The sequence below is a fragment of the Nocardia sp. 852002-20019_SCH5090214 genome, from assembly GCF_001665865.1.
Classification (GTDB): Bacteria; Actinomycetota; Actinomycetes; order Mycobacteriales; family Mycobacteriaceae; genus Nocardia; species Nocardia nova.
The window spans coordinates 74,461-94,671 of the sequence record NZ_LZMK01000123.1 but is presented as its reverse complement, the minus strand read 5'-3'; the positions used below and the strand labels follow the sequence as shown (position 1 = coordinate 94,671).

The window sequence follows — 20,211 nt, the reverse complement described above, 5'->3', positions numbered from 1 at the left end:
CGCATACAGTGGGGGCGTGTCCGATTTCCGAGGTGAATCCGCATCGGCCGTGTCCGCGCATCGTGACGGTGAAGCGGGGTTTCCGTTCTCGGCGGTGGTGGGGCAGGAGCAGCTGCAGCTGGCGCTGATTCTGTGCGCCGTGCATCCGGGGATCGGCGGGGTGCTGGTGCGCGGAGAGAAGGGGACCGCGAAATCGACCGTGGTGCGGGCGCTGGCGCAGTTGTTGCCGCCGGTGACCGACGAGGGTGGGCCGCGGCCGGCCCGCCTGGTGGAGTTGCCGGTGGGTGCGACCGAGGACCGTGTCGTGGGATCGCTGGATCTGGAGCGAGTGCTGCGCGACGGGGAGCAGGCATTCCGGCCGGGACTGCTGGCGGCGGCCCATCACGGTGTGTTGTACGTCGACGAAGTGAATCTCCTGCACGACCATCTGGTCGACGTCCTGCTCGACGCGGCGGCGATGGGACGGGTGCATATCGAACGTGACGGCGTGTCGCATTCGCATCCGGCCCGGTTCGTCCTGGTCGGCACCATGAATCCGGAGGAGGGCGAACTCCGCCCGCAGCTGCTGGACCGGTTCGGCCTCACCGTCGACGTCGCGGCCTCGCGCGATGTGGACGTGCGGATGGCGGTGGTGCGCCGCCGGCTCGATTACGAGGCCGATCCCGACGGCTTCGCCGCCGCCTACGCCGCGGCCGATCGCGATGTCGCCGAGCGCATTCTCGCCGCCCGCGAACGCCTCGCCGAGGTGGCGCTCGACGATATCGAACTGCGCCGGATCGCCGCACTGTGCGCCTCCTTCGACGTCGACGGCATGCGCGCGGATCTGGTGGTGGCGCGGACCGCGACGGCCCACGCCGCCTGGCGCGGAAGTGACTGCGTGACAGCCGAAGACGTGCGGATCGCCGCGGAACTGGCGCTGCCGCATCGCCGCCGGCGCGATCCGTTCGACGAACCGGGCATCACCGACGAACAACTCGACGACGCCATGCGGGAAGCCGAACAGGAGGCCGAGCGGGCCCGCTCCGAGCACAGCCGTGCGGAGAACGAATCTGCGAGCGGCGCAGCCGATTCGGACAGCGACCTCGAGCGTGAGTTCGAGGGCGATACGGACACCGACGCAGGCCCCGAGAACAACGGTTCCGACGGCGGCCCCGACGACCGGGGACCCGACGACGACGGCCCCGACTCACCGGGCGGCGGCCCGCGCGGTGGCGCCCGCGAGGGCAGTGCGGGGGCGCCGGCGAAATCCGCTGCCCGCCCGCCGCACTGGGAGATTCCGGGAGTCGGGGAGGGTGCTCCCGGGCGCCGATCACGCGCCCACACCCGGCACGGCCGGGTGGTGCGATCGGTCACCGACACCTCCGCGGGCCTGCATCTGCTGGGCACGCTGTTCGCCGCCGCGCCGCATCAGCATGCCCGCGGCCGCGTCGAGGGCCCGCTGACACTCGAGGCGACCGATCTGCGTGGCGCGTATCGCGAAGGGCGCGAAGGCAATCTGGTGGTGTTCGTCGTCGACGCCTCCGGATCGATGGCCGCCCGCGACCGCCTCTCGGCCGTCACCGGAGCGGTGGTCGCTCTGCTGCGCGACGCCTATCAGCGCCGCGACAAGGTCGCCGTGATCACCGTGCGCGGCAGCGAGGCCGAGCTGGTGCTGCCGCCGACCTCCTCGGTGGATATCGCGGTGCGCCGCCTCGCCGGCCTGCGCACCGGCGGCAAAACCCCACTGGCACAAGGATTGCTGAAGGCGCGCGAGGTGGTGGCCCGCGAACACGTCCGCGATCCGCAGCGCCGCGCGATGGTCGTGCTGCTCACCGACGGCCGCGCCACCGGCGGTGCCGACCCGATCCCGCGGGCCCGTGCGGCCGCCCGCCTGCTGGCCCGCGACGGCGTGGCCGGCGTGGTCGTGGACTGTGAAGGCGGCATGGTCCGGCTGGGTCTGGCCGCCGAGTTCGCCAGGGAGTTGCGCGCCAGCTACCTGCGCCTCGGCGAGCTCACCGGCGATTCGGTCGCCGCCGCGGTGAAGTCCGGATTGCCGCATCACCTGGCGGCGTGAACGCTCGTGCCACCATCGGCGACCGTTCCGATCGTGGCACGGCCGGACCCGCGCGGCCGGGCGGGTGCGCGGATGTGGGAATGTGATGCGTAGGTGCTCGACCAGGAGGATGCAGCGATGCCGAAGGGCGTTCCGGAGACGATTCCCGACGACGGGCTGACCACTCGCCAGCGGCGTAATCAGCCGGTGCTCGCCGTGCACACCGGGCCCGGCAAGGGAAAGTCGACCGCGGCGTTCGGGATGGCGCTGCGGGCCTGGAACCAGGGTTTCGATATCGCGGTCTTCCAGTTCGTGAAGAGCGCGAAGTGGAAGGTCGGCGAGGAGGCCGCCTTCCGCACCCTGGGCCGGCTGCACGAGGAGACCGGCACCGGTGGTCCGGTGGAATGGCACAAGATGGGCGAGGGCTGGTCGTGGACCCGCAAACAGGGCAGCGAGGACGACCATGCCGCGGCGGCCCTGGCCGGCTGGCGGGAGATCGCGCGCCGGCTGGCCGCCGAACAGCACCGCTTCTACGTGCTCGACGAGTTCACCTATCCGCTGAAATGGGGATGGGTGGACGTCGACGAGGTGGTCGAGACGCTGCGGAACCGGCCCGGCAATCAGCACGTGGTGATCACCGGCCGCGACGCACCGCAGGCGCTGGTCGACGCGGCGGATCTGGTCACGGAGATGAGCAAGGTGAAACATCCGATGGACGCCGGGCGCAAGGGCCAGCGAGGTATCGAGTGGTGACGGCGGCCGGCCGATGACCACTCCGGCCGTGGTGATCGCCGCGCCCGCCTCGGGCAGCGGAAAGACCACGCTGGCAACCGGTTTGATCGGAGCGCTGCGCCGCGCCGGACATCGCGTCGCGCCGTTCAAGGTGGGGCCCGACTACATCGATCCGGGCTATCACGGCCTGGCGGCCGGGCGGCCGGGACGCAACCTGGATCCGGTGCTCGTCGGTGCCGAGCGGGTGGTGCCGCTGTACCGGCACGGCAGCGCGGGCTGCGACGTGGCCGTGGTCGAGGGCGTGATGGGCCTGTTCGACGGCCGGATCGACGCTGAGAACCCCGCCCCCATCGCCGAGGGCTCGACCGCGCAGGTCGCCGCGCTGCTCGGCGCGCCGGTGCTGCTGGTCGTCGACGCGCGCGGCCACAGTCAGAGCCTGGCCGCCCTGCTGCACGGTTTCGCGACCTACGACAGCGGTATCCGGCTCGGCGGCGTGATCCTCAACCGTGTGGGCAGTCCGCGCCACGAACAGGTGCTGCGCGGCGCCTGCGCCCGGGTCGGCCTTCCGGTGCTGGGCGCACTGCCGCGAATGGACGAATTATCGGTTCCCGCACGGCATCTCGGGCTCGTCCCGGCGGTCGAGCACGGCTCCGCGGCGCATGCGGCGGTCGAGGCCATGACCGAACTGGTCGGCGCGCACATCGATGTGGGCGCGGTCGCGCGACTGGCCGCGGCCGACGTGGACGGGCCCGCGTGGGATCCGATCGGCGAAGTCGCGGCGGCGGCCCCACACCTACAGTGGCGGGGTCCGGGCGTAAGCCGGACCGCCCTCGACGGCCCGGAGCCGGGCGAGGACACCGGCCGCGCCGGATCAACGCTGCCCTTTGACAGCACGGCGCGTACCGTCGGCAGGTCTGACAGCTCGGCGCCTGCGATCGGCACGTCGCGGATCTCGGCGGAGACGGCGGGGCAACAACAGTCCGGCGAGCCGGAGACGCCGATACCGATGTCCGCCTCGGGCGGCGGAGTGCGAGAGCCCGCGCCGATCATCGCGATGGCGGGCGGCCCGGCGTTCACCTTCGGCTACGCCGAACATCGGGAACTGCTGGCAGCGGCCGGAGCGCGGGTCGCGGTCTTCGATCCGTTGCACGAGCAATTGCCCCCGGGGACAGGCGGTTTGGTCCTGCCCGGTGGCTTCCCCGAGGAGCATGCCGCCGATCTGGCCGCGAATACGCCACTGCTGACCGCGGTCGCCGAGGCCGCCGCCCGAGGCATGCCGATTCATGCCGAATGCGCGGGCCTGCTCTATCTGACCCGCTCGCTGGACGGCCACCGCATGGCCGGAGTCCTCGATGCCACCGCCGAATTCGGACCGCGCCTGACCCTCGGCTACCGGGATGCGGTGGCATTGGCCGATTCGGTGTTGTGGCGCACGGGAGAACGTGTGCGCGGCCACGAATTCCACCGCACCCGCCTGGTCAGCACGGGATCGCACCCACCCGCCTGGGGATGGCGCACCGACGACGCCGCGGTCCGGGAAGGTGCGGTGGCCCACCAGGTGCATGCGTCCTATCTGCACACTCATCCCGCCGGGAACCCCACGGCCACAGTTCGTTTCGTCGCGATGTGCGAACAGTTCGACGCGGCGCACGCCGGCGTGTGACGGCGATGGGCGAGTTCCCGGCCGAACGAGCCGCCGGCGGACCGCTGTATCCGGCGTCGCGGCGTGCCGGGCGGGTCGACGATCATTGCGGCGGCCGGGCGAGGAGGCCCCGATGAGCGAGGCGGTGGTCGTGGGTTTGGGGGCGCGGCCGGATCCCACAGCGGAAGCCATTGTGGCGGCCGTGCGGAAAGTTCTGGGGAACAGCACGATTCGATGCCTGGCGACGATCGATCGGCGGGCGGAGGAGCCGGGAACCGTCGCGGCTGCCGCCGCATTCGGGGTGCCGGTGATCGGATTCGGTGCGGACGAACTGGCCCGGGTCGACGTCCCCCATCCGGGTCACCGCGCGGCGGTCGCGATCGGCACGCCCAGTGTCGCCGAAGCGGCCGCGCTTCTCGCGTGGCGCCGCTGGGGAGGGCGCGGGCGGCTGATCGTGCCCAAGACGGTCGTCGGCACGATCACGGTCGCTGTGGCCGAGCAAGTGTGAACACGGGCTCGGCCGTTGCGGCCCCGCGAGCAGGCTCCGACGACGCTCGGCCGAATCCGCAAAGGTGCGGATTCGGCCGAGTGGTCGTGAAAGCTGTTGTCCGGAAGTGCGTTACACGCAGGCACCGCCGAGGGCCGCCGTCGTGACGATGGTGTATCCGGCGACCGGTGACAGTTCCGGCAGGCCGTCGTAGTACACCGCGCTGACGACGTGCTCGCCCGGCCGGTCGGGCACCCAGCCGATGCTGGCGACCCCGTTGACCACCGGCGCGGTGCCGACGATATTGCCGCTGATCCCGGAAAGGTGACTGAAGAAGTCGACGTTGCCGTGGGTGACGGGGCTGCCGTCGGGGTTGCGTACCGTCGCCACCGCGTTCTGGGCGCAGCCCACCAGCGCGCCGCTGACCGGGCTCAGCGCCGACCCGGACATCGATACCGAGATCGTGGGCGCCACCGTCGCACCGGCCGGGGCCGCTCCCACGACCGGAAGCAGCGCGCCCATCAGCGCACCGGCGGCCAGGACCAACCCGGCACGCGTACGTGCGCGCCACGCCCGCCCGGAAGACAGCGCCGGGCCCGGGAAAACCTGGGAGGAACCACGCGAAACACGGAATCCGCTCATCGTGCCTGCCTCTCGCTGTGCCGTCCCGGGCCGACGGCCCGGCGTCGATCCGTCGGAGGGTACCTGAGATCCCGCTCACATCGGATACGCCACGCGGAGTTGCCCCGACATTGCGGTACGCGGAGCGGACGGGTGTTACGGCGCGACCGAGGTCCAATCGGCGAAGCCGGTGGGGTCGTGACGGCCGAGGCTGCCGTGTTCGAACAGTCCCCAGCCCTCGGCGTCGCCGCACCGTGCCTGTCCGACGTGGTCGATCACACCCCACGGAATGCGCCCGGCCACTGCCGGATCCGTCAGGTCGTAGCAGCTGCTCGACGACCAGTCGCGGCCCTTCCACTGGCCGTGCAGCCAATCCGGATCGCCGCCGTAGCCACAGCCGATATGCAGCGGAATGCAGGTGTGGGCGCGGACCTCCACGGTGAGCGGCGAGCCGTCGCCGGCGGTCATATCGAGCCGCGCGGACACCGGAATGCGTGTGCCGGAACGGTATTCGATGTGCACGCGGGGCCAGCCGAGCTGTTCGACCCGCCCGTCCGGCCACACCCGCACGGCGTCGTTGAGGGTGCGGAAGCCGTCCGGATTCTCCTGCACGATCACCACGATCGCGAAGTCGTCGAAGCGCAGCGGAACATACAGCCACCAGAATCCGGCCGCCGGTTCGCTCGCATCGCGCCCGGGTGGTTCGGTCTCACCGACCGGCCGGATACCCCAGGACCGGTCGCGGGTCCCCATCCAGACGTCGGGGTCCACGGCGATGTCGTCGCCGTCGACCTGCAAGGTCCCCGACCAGGAGCCGACCTGGGCGAACCGGGAGGCGTCGATGATCGGCCGGCTGCCGGTGTGGATGAGATGCGGCTGCTCCTGGACGGCGGGGAACGAACCGTCCCAGGTCAAGTCGAAGGACAGGTCCTCGTGCTCGCAGATCACCCGGACGCGCCGCAGCGGTTCGATCACCTCGATGCGATAGCCGCCGACGCTCATGTTCAGGTCCCGCGGCGGCAGCGCGTCCGAGAACCGGACCGTCCGCAGGACATCGCCACGGCGCACCGCGGCGTACGCGTCGATCACGCCGAGATTCGGATAGACGCCGAAGCCGGTGACCACCATCGTGCCGCCGCTGCGGTCGTGAGCGTTGAAGTAGCTGCGGTCGTAGAAGTTACGGTCGGTGGTGGCCGCGCGCGCCAGCGACAGCGGTGTCTGGTGCACCGGATATTCGTCCAGCGGAACCGGCGCCTGCTGAGCCGGATGTCCGTCGATGCCTGTCATCGGTCTCCTCGATCCCACTGGTAGGTGCCGTCGAGCAGGGCCTCGAGGGCCGCTCGGTGCATCACGTAATCGTCCCGGTCGTCGGTGTCGGTGTCCTCGCCGAAGTGGATCATCCGCCGTTTGATGCGCGCCATCACGATGCCGTGCCGCAGCGCGGCGTAGACCAGGTACCACTCCAGATCCCGCAGACGGTGGCCGGTGAGCTCCTCGTAGCGCGCGACCACGTCGTCGCGGCGCAGATAGTCGGGCAGTCCGGGCTGGTCGAAGCGGGTGGCGATGTCCTGGAAGAAGCGATGGATGAAGATCAGCCACGCCACGTCGAGTTCTCGCGGGCCGAGCGTGGCCATCTCCCAGTCCAGGACCGCGACCGGGTCGAATTCGTCGAAGATGATGTTGCCCGGCCGGGCGTCGCCCCAGTTCAGTACGTCGGGCCCCGGATCGGCGGGCCAGTGCTGTTCGAGCCAGTCGAAACCGCGCTCCAGCAACGGGATTCGATAGCCGTCGTCGGCGAGCGCCCACCGGTACCAGTGGCGCTGGGCGTCGAAATGCCGGCGCAGCGACGAGCCCGCGCCGGCCAGGGCGGGGAATGTCGCGGCCGGGTCGGCGATGGCGTGGACCCTCGCGATGATGTCGACCGTGGCGTGGGTGATCCGCATCCGCTGCTGTGGCGTGGCGTCGAAGACCCAGCCGACGAACACGTACGGCGGATTGTCCTCCGGAATCCGCCCGTTGATCCGCTCCATCACGAAAAACGGTGTGCCGAGCACGGATTCGTCCGGCTCGAACCAGCACAGTCGCGGCACCGGCACATCGCTGTGCGCGCCGACGCCGGCCATCACCGCGTACTGGGTGTCGAGGTCGTAGGTCTCGAAGACCGGGAACGAGCCCTCCTCGGGTGGCATCCGTGCGACGTAGGAGCCGGTCTCCGTGCGGCCGTCGCGCTCCCAGCTAGCCTCGAACATCACCGAGGAGCTGGACATGCCGCCCGCCTGCGGCCGCGACAGCCCCGTGACCACCGACGCGGTGGTGCCGGTGAGCTTGCCGGCCAGCCACCGGGTGAGTCGCTCGGCGAGGTCGTCGAGATCGCGAGCGCTGGTGGTCAGCTGCCGCCGCTGCCCGGGGTCGGTATCGGATTCGCCCGACATTGCGGACCTCCTGACGGGATGAAAATGTCTGTGCGCCAACTCTTTACGCACCGGCACGGCAATATCCGGCCCGGTGCGGGCGGCGTGTGGATGAAATGTAACGCGTTCTAATGCGCGGTGGCGCGAAATCGGCGGCGAATTTTTCGCCGTTCCGCTGACCGGGACCCGGTTTGCCCACAGTGCGCGCGAACGGTGCGGGGACCACCAACCCTGACCTTAGTGCTGCCACGTACGCCGCGCGGAGTACCGCCGAATCGGGGTCCGGCCCTGAGGACTTTCGCCGCAGGCCCTCGTAACGTCGGACACCGATCCGCGCACCCCGGTCGCTTCGGCGCCGGCGGCACTGCCTGTGCGCCGGAGCATCCGGGGAGAGGAGTGGGTAGTGAGTGTCATGGTGGCGCAGGCCGAACCGCCGCAGCTGGAGCACGAATCCGAGACGGCGGCGGGCTGGAAACCGCTCACCCGGCTGGCCTTTCGGTTCACGTTCCTGTACTTCGGGTTGTTCTGCCTGATCTATCCGCAGATCGTCTTCGCCTTCACCGGCTGGTTCGGCCGCTGGCTCGACGCCGACGCGGTGCTGTGGCAACCGCGCTTGCTGCGCCCGGTGCTCGAGTGGGTGGGGCGCACGGTCTTCGGAGTGCATCCGGTGCTGAGTCCCAACGGCAGCGGTGATCAGACGATTCTGTGGGTGCTGGTGTTCTGCATCCTGGTCGTCGCCCTCGCGGGCACGCTGATCTGGACGTTGCTGGACCGCCGTCGCACCGATTACCGGCGCCTGGCCGGCTGGTTCCTGCTGTTCCTCCGGTTGTGTGTGGCCGGTCAGATGCTCAACTACGGGTTCGCCAAGGTCGTCCCCACCCAGATGCCCGAACCGATGCTGTCGACGTTGCTCGAGCCGTACGGCAATCTGACCCCGATGGGGGTGCTGTGGAATCAGGTCGGGATGAGCCCGGCCTACGAGATCCTGCTCGGTTCCGCGGAATTGCTGGCCGGGATATTGCTGTTCGTTCCGCGCACGGCGACGGTGGGCGCGATGCTGACGCTGGTGAGCATGGCGCAGGTCTTCGTGCTCAACATGACCTTCGACGTGCCGGTCAAGATCCTGTCCGGGCATCTGATGCTGATGTCGATGGTGTTGCTCGCGCCGCAGGCGCGGCGGCTACTGGATGTGCTGGTACTCGATCGCCCGGTCGCGAGCTCCACGGCGCCGTACCCGTTCCGCACCCGCCGGGCACGATGGATCGCGGCGCTGGTGCAGGTCGGCATCGGGGTCTGGGTGGCGGTGGCCCTGACCCACGTGAGCCTGCAGTTGTGGGACGAGGGTCCGGGCCGGACGAAACCGCCGCTGTACGGCATCTGGCAGGTCGACGAATTCAGTCGCGACGGGCAGCCGGTTCCGCCGCTGCTCACGGACCCGGACCGGTGGCAGCGCGCGGTATTCGACCTCGCCGGCGTCATGCAGTATCAGCGGATGGACGGGACGCTGGTGCCCATGCAGGTGCGGGTCGACACCGGCGCCCATCGCCTGGACCTGCATGCCGTGCCCGCCACCGCGGGGCACTCCGTGACCGCCGGCGGCTTCGCGTACGACCAGCAGGGCCCGGACCGGCTGCGTTTCACCGGAGATCTGGACGGACATCCGGTGACGGTGACCTTCCGGCGTCAGGACCCGGACGCCTTCCCGCAGCGCAGCCGCGGCTTCCACTGGATCCAGGACGCGCCCGGGGAGTGAGGTCAGCCGGCCGCGGCGCCGATCTGGTTGGCCCAGTGCGGATTCGGGGCGTAGAACTCCCCGGTGCCGGGGGCGAAGGCGGCCGCCGCCCCGGCGCATCCCCACAGCCGGGCCACCAGCCACGCGGTCGGATAGCCGAGATAGCCGTATACGCCGTCGGTACACGGCGACGAGGCCCGGGCGCAGTCCGGTTGCCCTTGGACATCGTTGTGATTGGGGCCGACCAACGTGCCCCACACCTTCGTCACCGATCCCGGGGTGGCCTCGTAGTAGTCCTGGTTGGACTGCAGGCCCGGAAGGGCCCACAGCTTCTGCGAGGGGGAGATCAGCGCGTCGTCGGAGCCGTTGACGAAGAACACCGAACCGCCGCCGAGGCGGCGAGTGTCGGTGCAGCTCAATCTGTTCGAGCAGAACGACTGGGCGGGCAACTCGATCGGCACGGCGGTGCGAATCAGCCCGCCGGAATCGATCATCGCGTTGAGCACCCCGGTGGCACCTTGGGAATGACCGACGGCGCCGATCGCCGAGGTGTCGAGCCGATCGTGGAACACGCTCGCCGGATCGGCGGCCCGCTCGACGAGGTATCGCGCCGCCCCGGTGATGTCGACGCCCGTGCCGGTACTGCGATTCTCGGTCGCGATCACCACGAACCCCCACGAGGCCAGATGCCGCAGCAGATGGGCGTACTGGCGAGGTTGGGCGGCCGTGCCGTTACCCCAGGTGATGATCGGATGACGGGGGCCACGCGCGGCCACATCGGTCGGATACCAGATGTCGTAGGCGGCGCCGGTGCTGTCGCAGCAGCCGAATTCGTAGTGCTCGGTGACCTGCCACGGGCCGGGTTCCAGGTAGCGGGCCTCGGTCGGGCCGCTCGCGCGGTAGGGGTCGGCCGCGTACGCGGTGGCGGCCACCGCGGCGGCGACCGCGACCGTCACCAGCACCGTCAGAACCTGCAGCACGGCTCGTCGCATGTTCGCAGCATAGAACCGTGCCGAACACACCGTGACGGAACGACGGCCGGTGGGAATGAGTGTGCGTGGCAGCGGGTTGTGCCGTGGCATGGGTGTAGAACTCTCCGACGACCTGAAGAAGATCCTCGACGACACAAAGGTTTTCGCCACGCTCGCGACGATCGGCCGCGACGGGCAGCCGCATCTGACCGTCACCTGGCTGCTGCGGGAGGGGGAGGAGTTGGTGTACTCCACCACCGTGTCGCGTCAGCAGTACAAGAACGTGGTGCGCGACCCGCGGGTGACGATCATGATCAACCCGCCGGACAATCCGTACGTCTACGCCGAGATCCGCGGCACCGCCACCGTCGTCCCCGATCCGGAGAAGGCTCTGCCCGATCGGCTGTCGGTGAAATACACCGGCCTGCCCTATATCGAATTCAATCCCGCCTCCGTCGACGACGCCGAGCGAGTGGTCGTGCGGGTGACCCCGGAACGGATCAACGGCCGGCTCTGATGCGACCGAATTCACCTCGTGTGATTTTGTGAGATGAGTCTCGACTGTGATACGGCGAGCGTTGCAGAGCCGGTGTAACCCCTGCAGGATGGCGGGAGCGGCAGCTTCCGTCGCGCCAACTTCGCAGGTAGAGGGAGTTTCTCTTGGCTTCGTCAGGTCGCAGACAGAGTAGACGCACAACGCGCCGGTCCGGGATGCGCGCGGCAGCCGCGGGTGCCGCCGCACTGGCGTTGCTCACCGGCACGGGTGCCGGTGTCGCCGCCGCCCGTCCGGTCGGCGCGTTCGACGTCGGCGGGGCGATCGAGAAGGAATACGACCGCGCCGGCGGCGGCGCCTTCTTCGGCAACCCGACCGGGCCGGAATCCGACGCCAACGGCGGCAAATTCCAGGTCTTCGACCGCGGCTGCTCGATCTACTGGTCCGTGGGTACCGACGCCCATGCGATCTGCGGCCTGATCCGCGACAAATGGGGTTCGATGGGCTGGGAGAACAGCGCCCTCGGCTTCCCGCTCACCGACGAGGCCCAGGCCGGCAAGGACGGCAAGGCCCGCTTCAACCAATTCCCCGGCGGCGTGATCTTCTGGTCGGCGAGTACCGGCGCGCACCCGGTCTGGGGTTCGATCCTCGGCATCTGGAACGGCAACAACGCCGACCGCGGCCGTTACGGCCTGCCCACCAGCGACGAATACGACTACAACGGCGGCAAGGCCCAGGATTTCCAGGGCGGCCGGATCACCTGGAAGCCCTGATCTTCCGGGCCTGCGACGTCGCGACGGGTGATTGCGGAGTTCACCCGGCCACGCCGTAGGCTGAAACCTTGTGCCGAATACGACAGACGACCAGCAATCCGGTGACCCGAACTATGTCGTCGGGCTCGATCTGGCCGGCCGCCGCGTCGTCGTCGTGGGTGGCGGCTCGGTAGCCCAGCGCCGGCTCGGACTGCTCATCGCGAGCGGAGCCGATATCGAGGTGATCAGCCGGACGGTCACTCCCGCGGTGGAGGCGATGGCCACCTCCGGTCAATTGCGCATCTCCCAGCGGGCCTACGCCGACGGTGATCTCGACGGCGCGTGGTACGCGATCGCCTGCACCGACGAGCCCGAGACCAATGCCGCCGTGGTCGAGGAGGCCACCCGCCGCAGCATCTTCTGCGTGCGCGCCGACAATGCCCGGCTCGGCACCGCGGTGACTCCGGCCAGCGCCCGTTACGACGGGCTGACGCTCGCGGTGCTGGCCAGTGGACGGCACCGTCGTTCGGCCGCGGTGCGGACCGCGCTGCTGGAAGCCCTGCAATCGGGCGTGGTCATCGACGACTCCGAGCCCGTGGCGCCGGGTGTCGCGCTGGTCGGCGGCGGGCCGGGCGACCCCGATCTGATCACCGTGCGTGGCCGCCGGCTGCTGGCCCGCGCCGATCTGGTCGTCGCCGACCGGCTGGCGCCGCCGGAACTGCTGGCCGAACTCGGACCGCATGTGGAGGTCGTCGACGCGGCGAAGATCCCGTACGGCCGGGCGATGGCGCAGGAGGCGATCAACACCGCCCTCGTCGAGGGCGCCAAGGCCGGCAAATTCGTGGTCCGGCTCAAGGGCGGCGACCCGTACGTATTCGGCCGCGGCTACGAGGAACTCGAGGCGTGCGTGGACGCCGGGGTCCCGGTGACCGTGGTTCCCGGTGTCACCTCCGCGATCTCGGTGCCGGCGCTGGCCGGCATTCCGGTGACCCACCGCGGTGTCACCCACGAATTCGTGGTGGTGAGTGGGCACATTCCGCCCGATCACCCGGATTCGCTGGTGGACTGGCCGGCCCTGGCCCGGTTGCGTGGCACCCTCGTGCTGCTGATGGGGGTGGAACGCATCGAGAAGTTCGCCGCCGCACTCGTCGACGGTGGCCGCGCCGCCGATACGCCCGTCACCGTCGTGCAGGAGGGCAGCCTGCGCACGCAGCGGATCGTGCGCGCGGATCTGTCCACGGTCGCCGAACGCGTCCGCGCCGAGGGCATCCGGCCGCCGGCGATCATCGTCGTCGGCCCGACCGCGGGCTTCACCGCGGGCGCGCCGGATGCCGTCGAGCAGGCCGGTTAGGCCCGCGGTGCGTGCCCGGGACAGGGGCACAGCCCGCTCGAGCGACCCGCGGAAAGCGCGAGTACGCGTTGGGCTGGCCGGTGCCGATATCCGTTACAGTGAGTCACTGTGCTCGATAACCCCGCTGCGACGATGCAATATCCGGTGACGAAGCGGGCCTTCGGGCTGCCGATCCTGGTCCTGTCCGGCCTGCAGTTGATGGTCGTGCTGGACGGCACGGTCGTGATCCTGGCGCTGCCGGCCCTGCAACGCCATCTTGGCCTGACCAGTTCGGGCAGTGCGTGGACGGTGACCGCCTACGGCCTCACCTACGGCGGGCTGATGCTGCTCGGTGGGCGCCTCGGCGACTCGTTCGGTCGCAAAAAGATGCTGCTGCTCGGTGTTTCGTTCTTCACCCTCGCCTCACTGCTGTGTGGGCTGGCGCAGAACGAGGCCATGTTGATCGGCGCGCGGGCCCTGCAGGGCACCGGCGCCGCGATCGCCGCACCCGTGGCGATGGCGCTGGTGGTCAGTACCTTCGCGCCCGGACCGCCGCGCAATCAGGCGATCGCCATCTTCGGGTCGATGATGGGCGTGGGTTCGGTCGGCGGTCTCGTCGTCGGTGGCGCCCTCGCCGAATGGAATTGGCGGCTGATCTTCCTGATCAACGTGCCGATCGGACTGTTGATCATCCTGGGCGCGGCGTTCCAGCTGCACGATTCGGCCCACCATCGACTGCCCCTGGACGTGCGCGGTGCCTTCCTCGGCACCCTGGGCTGCGTCGGTGTGGTGTTCGGCGCGACCGAGGGCCCCGATCTCGGCTGGACCAGCCCGTACGTCATCGGCGCGCTGATCGCCGGATTGCTGCTGCTGGTGGCGTTCGTGCTGGCCGAACGGTCCGCCGTCAATCCGCTGCTGCCGCTCACCCTCTTCCGTGATCGTGACCGCTCGATCACGTTCATCGCCCTGCTGCTGGGCTCCGGCGTCCTCGGCGCGATGACCTATTTCGTCGCGCAGTTCCTGCAGAACGTCGTCGGCTACAGCCCGCTCGTCGCGGGTCTGGCCTCGATCCCGTTCACGATCGGCGCCGGCATCGGCACCGGCGTGGCGTCCAAGGCCGCGTTGATGATCCGGCCGCGGTGGCTGCTCGCCGGTGCGGCGACGGTGCTGGCCGGGGCCCTGTTCTTCGGATCCACCCTGGATCGCTACGTCGAATATCTGCCGACGCTGCTGGTGCTGCTGGCGGTGGTCGGTATGGCGATCGGTTTCGTGATCGTGGTCGGGCCGCTGTGCCTGCTGGTGGGCGTACCGGTGAACGAGGTCGGCCCGCTGTCGGCGATCGGCCAGATGATCCTCACCCTCGGCACCCCGTTCGCGGTCGGCCTGCTGACGCCGCTGGCGGCCTCGCGCACGCTCTCACTCGGCGGCCGGACCGATCGGACCTCGAATCTGACGCCCACCGAGGTGGCGGCGCTGTCCAGCGGTTACACCTTCGTGTTGCTCATCTGCGCGATCGGTGCCGTGATCATCGGGCTGCTGGTGCTGACTCTGCGCTACACGCCGCAGCAACTCGCCCAAGCCCAGCACGCGCAGGAGGAAGCGCAGCAGGTGTAGCCGTCTCGGTGGCGGCGCGCGCGTCTCAGCGGCGATCGAACAGTTCCAGTACTTCGGTTCTGCCGAAGACGGTCGCCGATTCCCGAGCCGACGGTGTGCCCGCGTCCGGATCGGCTCCGGCCGCCAGCAGGGCCTTCAGGATGTCGTCCTCGCCTTTGAACACCGCTCCCGCGGCCGGGGTCTGGCCGCGGTCGTTGGCGCGATCGGGGTCCGCGCCGCGTTCGAGCAGTGCTGTCACGGCCGCCTGCTGCCCGTGGTAGGCGGCCAGCATCAGCAAGGTGTCGCCCTTGTCGTTGCACAGATTCACCGGGACGCCCGCGTCGATATACGCCGCGAGCGTCGCGGCTTCGCCCGTGCGGGCCAGCTCGAAGAGCTTGGTCGCCAGTTCGACCAGGTCGGGATCCACGCCATCGGTAGCCACGGGCCATTACTACCACGGCGGGGCGACGGTCCGGCGAAGCGGCGACCTGCCTTTCGATCGGCTCGGCGCGCGGTGCGCGATCAGTTGTAGGAGCGCGCGACCCCGTCGAGAAGGTGTTCCAGGGTGTCGTAGGTCGGAGTGTCGACGACGTCGACCACATCCGGGGCGACCGGAATGTGGTGTTCGGCGGTGACGGCGCCGAACTGGGACGGATCGGCGGTACGGAAGCCGTGCTCGGCGGCCAGGCGCTGCAGTTCGGGATCGGTGCTCAGCAGCTGTCCGACCCGGTCGCCGGTGGCGGTCAGCGGGACCAGCGTGTGCCGGGACAGGACCGTCGGAGACGGGTACAGCATCACCGCGTCGGCGGGCAGCTTGCCGGCGACGGCGGCCTCCACGAATTGCGATTCGTAGCCCCACACCATGGGCGTGGGACCCATTCCCGCAGTGAGGTATTCGCCGAACGGACCCGCGCTGGAATTCTCGGTGTACCCCTGTTTGGTGAACAGCCGCGACACCTTCGACAGCACGAAATTCTCGGCGGCCGGACCCTGCACGATCGCGTCGTCGTTGGCGACGTAGGCGGCCACCGCCAGATACATCGCCGCCGAATTGGAGGTCCGCGGATCGGTGGTCGAGATCAACACGTTCTTGCGCACCGGATAGGAGGTGTTGGCCTCCAGCTGATCCCACTGGGTGCCCTGCTGCGTGAGATCGAGATACCGCCGCATATCGAAGGCGGGCACAGTCCCCGGACGGGCGATTCCCGCGCGGGCGAGCAGGTCCACGATCGGCCGGAAACTGGCGACCACCATCGGCGAGGAGAACGGCGTGTATTTCGCTGTGATCCCGCGTTCGCGCTGAATTCGTTCGGCGGCCAGGCTGCTCGACGGAAAGGCGAAGTCGTCACCGTCCAGCTTCACCGACGTCGCGATCTGCCGCGATCCGGCCGGGTCCACCTCCAGCCGAATTCCCTTGTGCGCCAGTGCGTCCACCACGCGGGGATCGGTGAAGAAGCCCATCTTCTCCGACCCGACCACGCCGTGCGCGGTGATCAGCGCGGGAGCCGGGGCGGGGGAGCCGCTGTCGCCGCCGCGAAAGCCGAAGGCCACAACGAGCACGACGACTACGACGACCACCGCGGCGGCTACGGCCAGGACCAGTGGCTGTCGCAATGCGGTTACCAGGCCCGCTGTGCGCGCTCCACTGGAGGCCGGGCTCGTCGCGGCCGCGCGCTCCGGTTCCGGTTCTGCTGCAGCGTCACTCGCGGACGGTGTGGCGGCCACGATCTCCGGTTTCGTCGGTTCGACGGGGGAGTGGCCGGGTGCGAGCGCAGCCTCAGCGGCTGCGGCGGGAAGCGAATCGCGTTGGCCTGTACTGCCTTCGATGACGTCGGCGTCTGGCAGGTCGGCGTCTGCGTCTCCGCTGTCGGCGGATGCGGGGCGATCGGTACCCGGCGCGGGCTGCTGGGAGCCGGTCGCGTCGGCGGGCGAGGACTCGGCGCGGGATTCGGCGGCGGGGTCGCTGCTGTGTGCGATGTCGCCGGGGCGTGGCGAATCTGCCTCGCCGGGTGCGGGTTCCGAGGCACCGGCGTCTTCCGCGACGGTTTCGGTCGCCGATTCCGCGACGGCGCTCGGGACGTGATCGACGGGCGCGGGCATGTCATCGGCAGACGCGGCGTCGGCGGGCGTGGAGGTCGCATCGGCGGGCGCGGGCACGTCATCGGCGGGCGCAGGCGCGACTTCGGTAGGCGCAGGCGCGGTGTCGGTAGGCGCGACTTCGGTGGGCGCGGCGTCGGTGGCGTCCTCCTCGATCGAGGGCGCCGACACCCGCTCCGGAACAACCGGCGCATCCGCGTAGTCGAGTTCGTGCGAACGGTCGTCGGCCTTGGGCTGCGGTGGGGTGTGCTGCAATTCGCGGCGCACGATGCGTTCCACCAGAATCGGCACGAAATCGCGGACGGCGTGGCCGTCGAAGCGACGGCGCACCTGGCCGACCATTTCCTCTACCAATTCCGGGGAATGGCTGCTGCCGTAATGGCCGACCAGCCGATCGGTCAACTGACGCAGTGCCTTTTCTTCACGGTCGGTGGCGTCACCCACGCCGAACTCCTCGCCCAATCGCATCCCAACGGCAGCGGTCGGCCGGCCGCGCCGGAAATTACGATAGCGAGCCGGAATGCCCGTTCCGTGCCACCGTGTTTCGGCTCGATGACGATGAAATGCGCTGGTGGAGGCGTATTTTCCGGCGATTGTTCCCGTGGCTGGGCAGGCGCTATTCGGCTCGAATTACGTCGGCGGTCACCGAGAATTCACTCACGTGAGGACCAGCAGTTCGCTCGACGACGCGATTTCCACACGCAGCCCGGCCTTTTCGGCGATCCGCGCCAGTGCGCGGATATCGCCGGGCTCGGCGCGAGTCGACACCAGGGCCCGTGCCAGCAGCCCCTTGTGATGCTTGTTGAAATGGCTCACCACCGTGCGGCTGCCGTCCGGGCGTTCGGTCAGTACGGTCGCGGTCACCGCGCCGGGCAGTCGCCCCAATTGCTGATAGGTCCCCGAACGCAGATCGACGACCAGCTGACCGGCCGTCGCCTCCCGCAATGCCGGGGCCAGCACCGGTTTCCACAACGACGCCAGCGTCGGCAGGCCCGGCAGTTTCGAACCGCCCGACAGCCGATACCCCGGAATCGCATCCCCCGCGCGCACGATCCCGAACAGCGCCGAGCCGATCGCGAGCCGCGCCTCGGCGCGAGCGCGCTGCGTCTTGGTCAGCGAACCGGCGTCGAGCGCGTCGTAGAGCACGCCGGTGTAGCGCCGCAGCGCCGGTGCGGTCGCGGCGGTCCGCAGCGTGGCGTTGCGGGCGAGCGCGGTCTGCAAACCTTCCGCGCCCGCGCCGGTCGCCTTTCCCAGCCCCAATGCCACCCGTGCCGCCTCCGGGTTCGCGGACAATTCGAGCAGCTCGGTGATCAGCTTGTCCCGCACCGCGGTGAGCTGCGGTAACCATAGGGAATCCAGATCGAGCGGACCGAGATTTCCGCCGTCGGACTTGGTTTCGGAAGGAGGCAGAATCACCAGCACGAGCCGATACGGTAATGCCCTGCAGGCATCCACGCAGCAGCGGCTAGTCTGTGCATCCGTGATCACCCGTCTCTCGCACCTGTTCCTGCGCACCCTGCGCGACGATCCCGCCGACGCCGAGGTGCCCAGTCACAAACTTCTGGTCCGCGCCGGATATGTGCGCCGGATCGCGCCGGGCGTCTATTCGTGGTTGCCGCTGGGTTTGAAGGTGCTGCGCAAGATCGAGGACGTGGTGCGCCAGGAGATGGACGCGATCGGCGGCCAGGAGATTTCGCTGCCCGCGCTGCTGCCGCGCGAGCCGTACGAAACCACCAACCGCTGGACCGAATACGGCGACAGCCTTTTCCGCCTGCAGGACCGTAAGGGAGCCGACATGCTGCTCGGACCCACCCACGAGGAATTGTTCGCCCTGACGGTCAAGGGTGAATACAACTCCTACAAGGATCTGCCGGTCACGCTCTACCAGATTCAGACCAAATACCGCGACGAGGAACGGCCGCGCGCCGGAATTCTGCGCGGACGCGAATTCGTCATGAAGGACTCGTACTCCTTCGATCTGGACGAGGACGGCCTGAAGGCCAGCTATGCCGCACACCGCCAGGCATATCAGCGGATGTTCGCCCGGCTCGGGATCGAATACGTGATCGTCGCCGCCACCTCCGGCGCGATGGGCGGCAGCGCCTCGGAAGAATTCCTGGCCAGCAGCCCGATCGGCGAGGACACCTACGTGACCTGCCGCGAATCGGGATACGCGGCCAATGTGGAGGCCGTGGTGACGCCCGCGCCGCCGGAGATCCCGATCGAGGGGCAGCCGGCCGCCGTCGTGCACGACACGCCGGGCACGCCGACCATCGCGTCCCTGGTCGACTGGGCCAACGACGCCGGTATCGCCGAACGGTACGGCCGCCCGGTGACCGCCGCCGACACGCTCAAGAACGTCATGGTGAAGCTGCGCCACCCCGACGGCAAATCCGAGATCGTCGGCATCGGCGTGCCCGGTGACCGCGAGGTCGACGCCAAGCGGCTGGGCGCGAGTCTCGAGCCCGCCGAGGTGGAATTGCTCACCGACGAGGACTTCGCCGCCAATCCGTTCCTGGTGAAGGGATACATCGGCCCGAAGGCGCTGCTGGACAACGGTGTTCGCTATCTCGTCGACCCGCGCGTGGTGACCGGCACGTCGTGGATCACCGGCGCCGACGCCTCCGGCAAACATGTCGTGGGACTCGTCGCGGGCCGCGATTTCACCCCCGACGGCACGATCGAGGCCGCCGAGGTGCGCGACGGCGACCCCTCGCCCGACGGCCGCGGTGTGCTGCACTCGGCGCGCGGTATCGAGATCGCGCACATCTTCCAGCTCGGCTACAAGTACACCGACGCCTTCGAGGTGGATGTGCTCGGTGAGAACGGCAAACCGGTCCGGCTCGTCCAGGGTTCCTACGGGGTCGGCGTCTCCCGGATGGTCGCGGTGATCGCGGAGCAGATGCACGACGAGAAGGGGCTGCGCTGGCCGGCCGAGGTCGCCCCCTTCGATGTGCACGTCGTCATCGCCAACAAGGACGAGGCGGCCCGCACCGGAGCCGAGGAGGTCGTCGCCGGTCTGGACGCCCAGGGCGTGGACGTCCTGTTCGACGACCGCACCGCCTCACCCGGCGTCAAGTTCAAGGATGCCGAATTGCTCGGCATGCCTTGGGTTCTCGTCATCGGCCGGGGCTGGGCCGACGGCAAGGTGGAGCTGCGTAACCGCTTCACCGGCGAATCCGAGGACATCCCGGCGGACGCGGCCGTCGATACCGTGCTCGCGAAGATTCGCGGCTGATCGTCCGAGTGCACCCGGTCGCAGCGACCGGGTGCATCCGGCCGGCGACTCGCGCTACGGCAACGGAAGGCAGGACCTAC

Annotated in this window: 17 protein-coding genes; 10 read left to right on the top strand and 7 right to left on the bottom strand. The window is 69.4% G+C overall.

What is annotated here, in order from left to right; all coding sequences use genetic code 11:
- Positions 1-16: 16 nt before the first annotated feature.
- From A5780_RS10615 to A5780_RS10600, 4 genes are all read left to right on the top strand, one after another.
- Complete coding sequence (locus tag A5780_RS10615) at positions 17-2,053, top strand: magnesium chelatase subunit D family protein (RefSeq protein WP_231982912.1); 2,037 nt, start codon at positions 17-19, stop codon at positions 2,051-2,053.
- A gap of 117 nt (positions 2,054-2,170) precedes the next feature.
- The gene (gene cobO / locus A5780_RS10610) at positions 2,171-2,785 is read left to right on the top strand and encodes a cob(I)yrinic acid a,c-diamide adenosyltransferase (protein WP_030513141.1); all 615 of its coding nucleotides are present in this window, start codon (positions 2,171-2,173) and stop codon (positions 2,783-2,785) included.
- A 13-nt stretch (positions 2,786-2,798) separates the two neighbouring features.
- The gene (locus A5780_RS10605) at positions 2,799-4,427 is read left to right on the top strand and encodes a cobyrinate a,c-diamide synthase (protein ID WP_064908320.1); all 1,629 of its coding nucleotides are present in this window, start codon (positions 2,799-2,801) and stop codon (positions 4,425-4,427) included.
- A 112-nt stretch (positions 4,428-4,539) separates the two neighbouring features.
- On the top strand, positions 4,540-4,914 hold the full coding sequence (locus A5780_RS10600) for a cobalamin biosynthesis protein (protein WP_063910789.1): 375 nt from the start codon (positions 4,540-4,542) through the stop codon (positions 4,912-4,914).
- A gap of 111 nt (positions 4,915-5,025) precedes the next feature.
- Here A5780_RS10600 and A5780_RS10595 read toward each other — a convergent pair whose 3' ends face one another.
- From A5780_RS10595 to A5780_RS10585, 3 genes are all read right to left on the bottom strand, one after another.
- Positions 5,026-5,535, bottom strand: coding sequence for a hypothetical protein (locus A5780_RS10595; protein WP_146098616.1), 510 nt, complete (start codon positions 5,533-5,535; stop codon positions 5,026-5,028).
- Between the two features lie 135 nt (positions 5,536-5,670).
- A complete protein-coding gene (locus tag A5780_RS10590) occupies positions 5,671-6,801 on the bottom strand; it encodes a hypothetical protein (RefSeq protein ID WP_064908319.1) in 1,131 nt (376 codons plus the stop codon).
- On the bottom strand, positions 6,798-7,946 hold the full coding sequence (locus A5780_RS10585; RefSeq protein WP_064908318.1) for a phosphotransferase family protein: 1,149 nt from the start codon (positions 7,944-7,946) through the stop codon (positions 6,798-6,800). The genes A5780_RS10590 and A5780_RS10585 overlap by 4 nt, the downstream gene beginning before the upstream one ends.
- 391 nt (positions 7,947-8,337) lie before the next feature.
- Here A5780_RS10585 and A5780_RS10580 point away from each other — a divergent pair, with 391 nt between their 5' ends.
- On the top strand, positions 8,338-9,678 hold the full coding sequence (locus A5780_RS10580; protein ID WP_082976389.1) for a DoxX family protein: 1,341 nt from the start codon (positions 8,338-8,340) through the stop codon (positions 9,676-9,678).
- A gap of 2 nt (positions 9,679-9,680) precedes the next feature.
- Here A5780_RS10580 and A5780_RS10575 read toward each other — a convergent pair whose 3' ends face one another.
- Positions 9,681-10,649 (bottom strand): alpha/beta hydrolase, encoded by a 969-nt coding sequence (locus tag A5780_RS10575; protein ID WP_064908338.1) that lies wholly within the window; start codon positions 10,647-10,649, stop codon positions 9,681-9,683.
- Between the two features lie 88 nt (positions 10,650-10,737).
- Here A5780_RS10575 and A5780_RS10570 point away from each other — a divergent pair, with 88 nt between their 5' ends.
- The 4 genes from A5780_RS10570 (at position 10,738) to A5780_RS10555 (ending at position 14,817) form a co-directional block, all read left to right on the top strand.
- On the top strand, positions 10,738-11,145 hold the full coding sequence (locus A5780_RS10570) for a PPOX class F420-dependent oxidoreductase (RefSeq protein WP_063014887.1): 408 nt from the start codon (positions 10,738-10,740) through the stop codon (positions 11,143-11,145).
- A gap of 194 nt (positions 11,146-11,339) precedes the next feature.
- Positions 11,340-11,894, top strand: a complete 555-nt coding sequence (locus A5780_RS10565) for an LGFP repeat-containing protein (protein WP_030513149.1) — start codon at positions 11,340-11,342, stop codon at positions 11,892-11,894.
- A 70-nt stretch (positions 11,895-11,964) separates the two neighbouring features.
- On the top strand, positions 11,965-13,224 hold the full coding sequence (cobA, locus tag A5780_RS10560) for a uroporphyrinogen-III C-methyltransferase (protein ID WP_064908317.1): 1,260 nt from the start codon (positions 11,965-11,967) through the stop codon (positions 13,222-13,224).
- A gap of 132 nt (positions 13,225-13,356) precedes the next feature.
- Positions 13,357-14,817 (top strand): MFS transporter, encoded by a 1,461-nt coding sequence (locus tag A5780_RS10555; protein WP_063014883.1) that lies wholly within the window; start codon positions 13,357-13,359, stop codon positions 14,815-14,817.
- A 25-nt stretch (positions 14,818-14,842) separates the two neighbouring features.
- On the opposite strand, the gene A5780_RS10550 is transcribed toward A5780_RS10555, so the two are convergent.
- From A5780_RS10550 to yaaA, 3 genes are all read right to left on the bottom strand, one after another.
- Positions 14,843-15,238 (bottom strand): ankyrin repeat domain-containing protein, encoded by a 396-nt coding sequence (locus A5780_RS10550; protein ID WP_064908316.1) that lies wholly within the window; start codon positions 15,236-15,238, stop codon positions 14,843-14,845.
- An 80-nt stretch (positions 15,239-15,318) separates the two neighbouring features.
- Positions 15,319-17,337 carry a three-helix bundle dimerization domain-containing protein gene (locus A5780_RS40805; RefSeq protein ID WP_197521719.1) on the bottom strand — a complete coding sequence of 673 codons (2,019 nt, stop codon included), beginning with the start codon at positions 17,335-17,337 and terminating at the stop codon, positions 15,319-15,321.
- 213 nt (positions 17,338-17,550) lie between these two features.
- Entirely contained in the window at positions 17,551-18,315 is a 765-nt protein-coding gene (yaaA, locus tag A5780_RS10540) for a peroxide stress protein YaaA (RefSeq protein ID WP_064908315.1), read from the bottom strand.
- Between the two features lie 58 nt (positions 18,316-18,373).
- Between yaaA and A5780_RS10535 the strand changes: the two genes are divergently transcribed.
- Positions 18,374-20,131, top strand: coding sequence for a proline--tRNA ligase (locus A5780_RS10535; protein WP_063014876.1), 1,758 nt, complete (start codon positions 18,374-18,376; stop codon positions 20,129-20,131).
- The last annotated feature ends 80 nt before the right edge of the window (positions 20,132-20,211 follow it).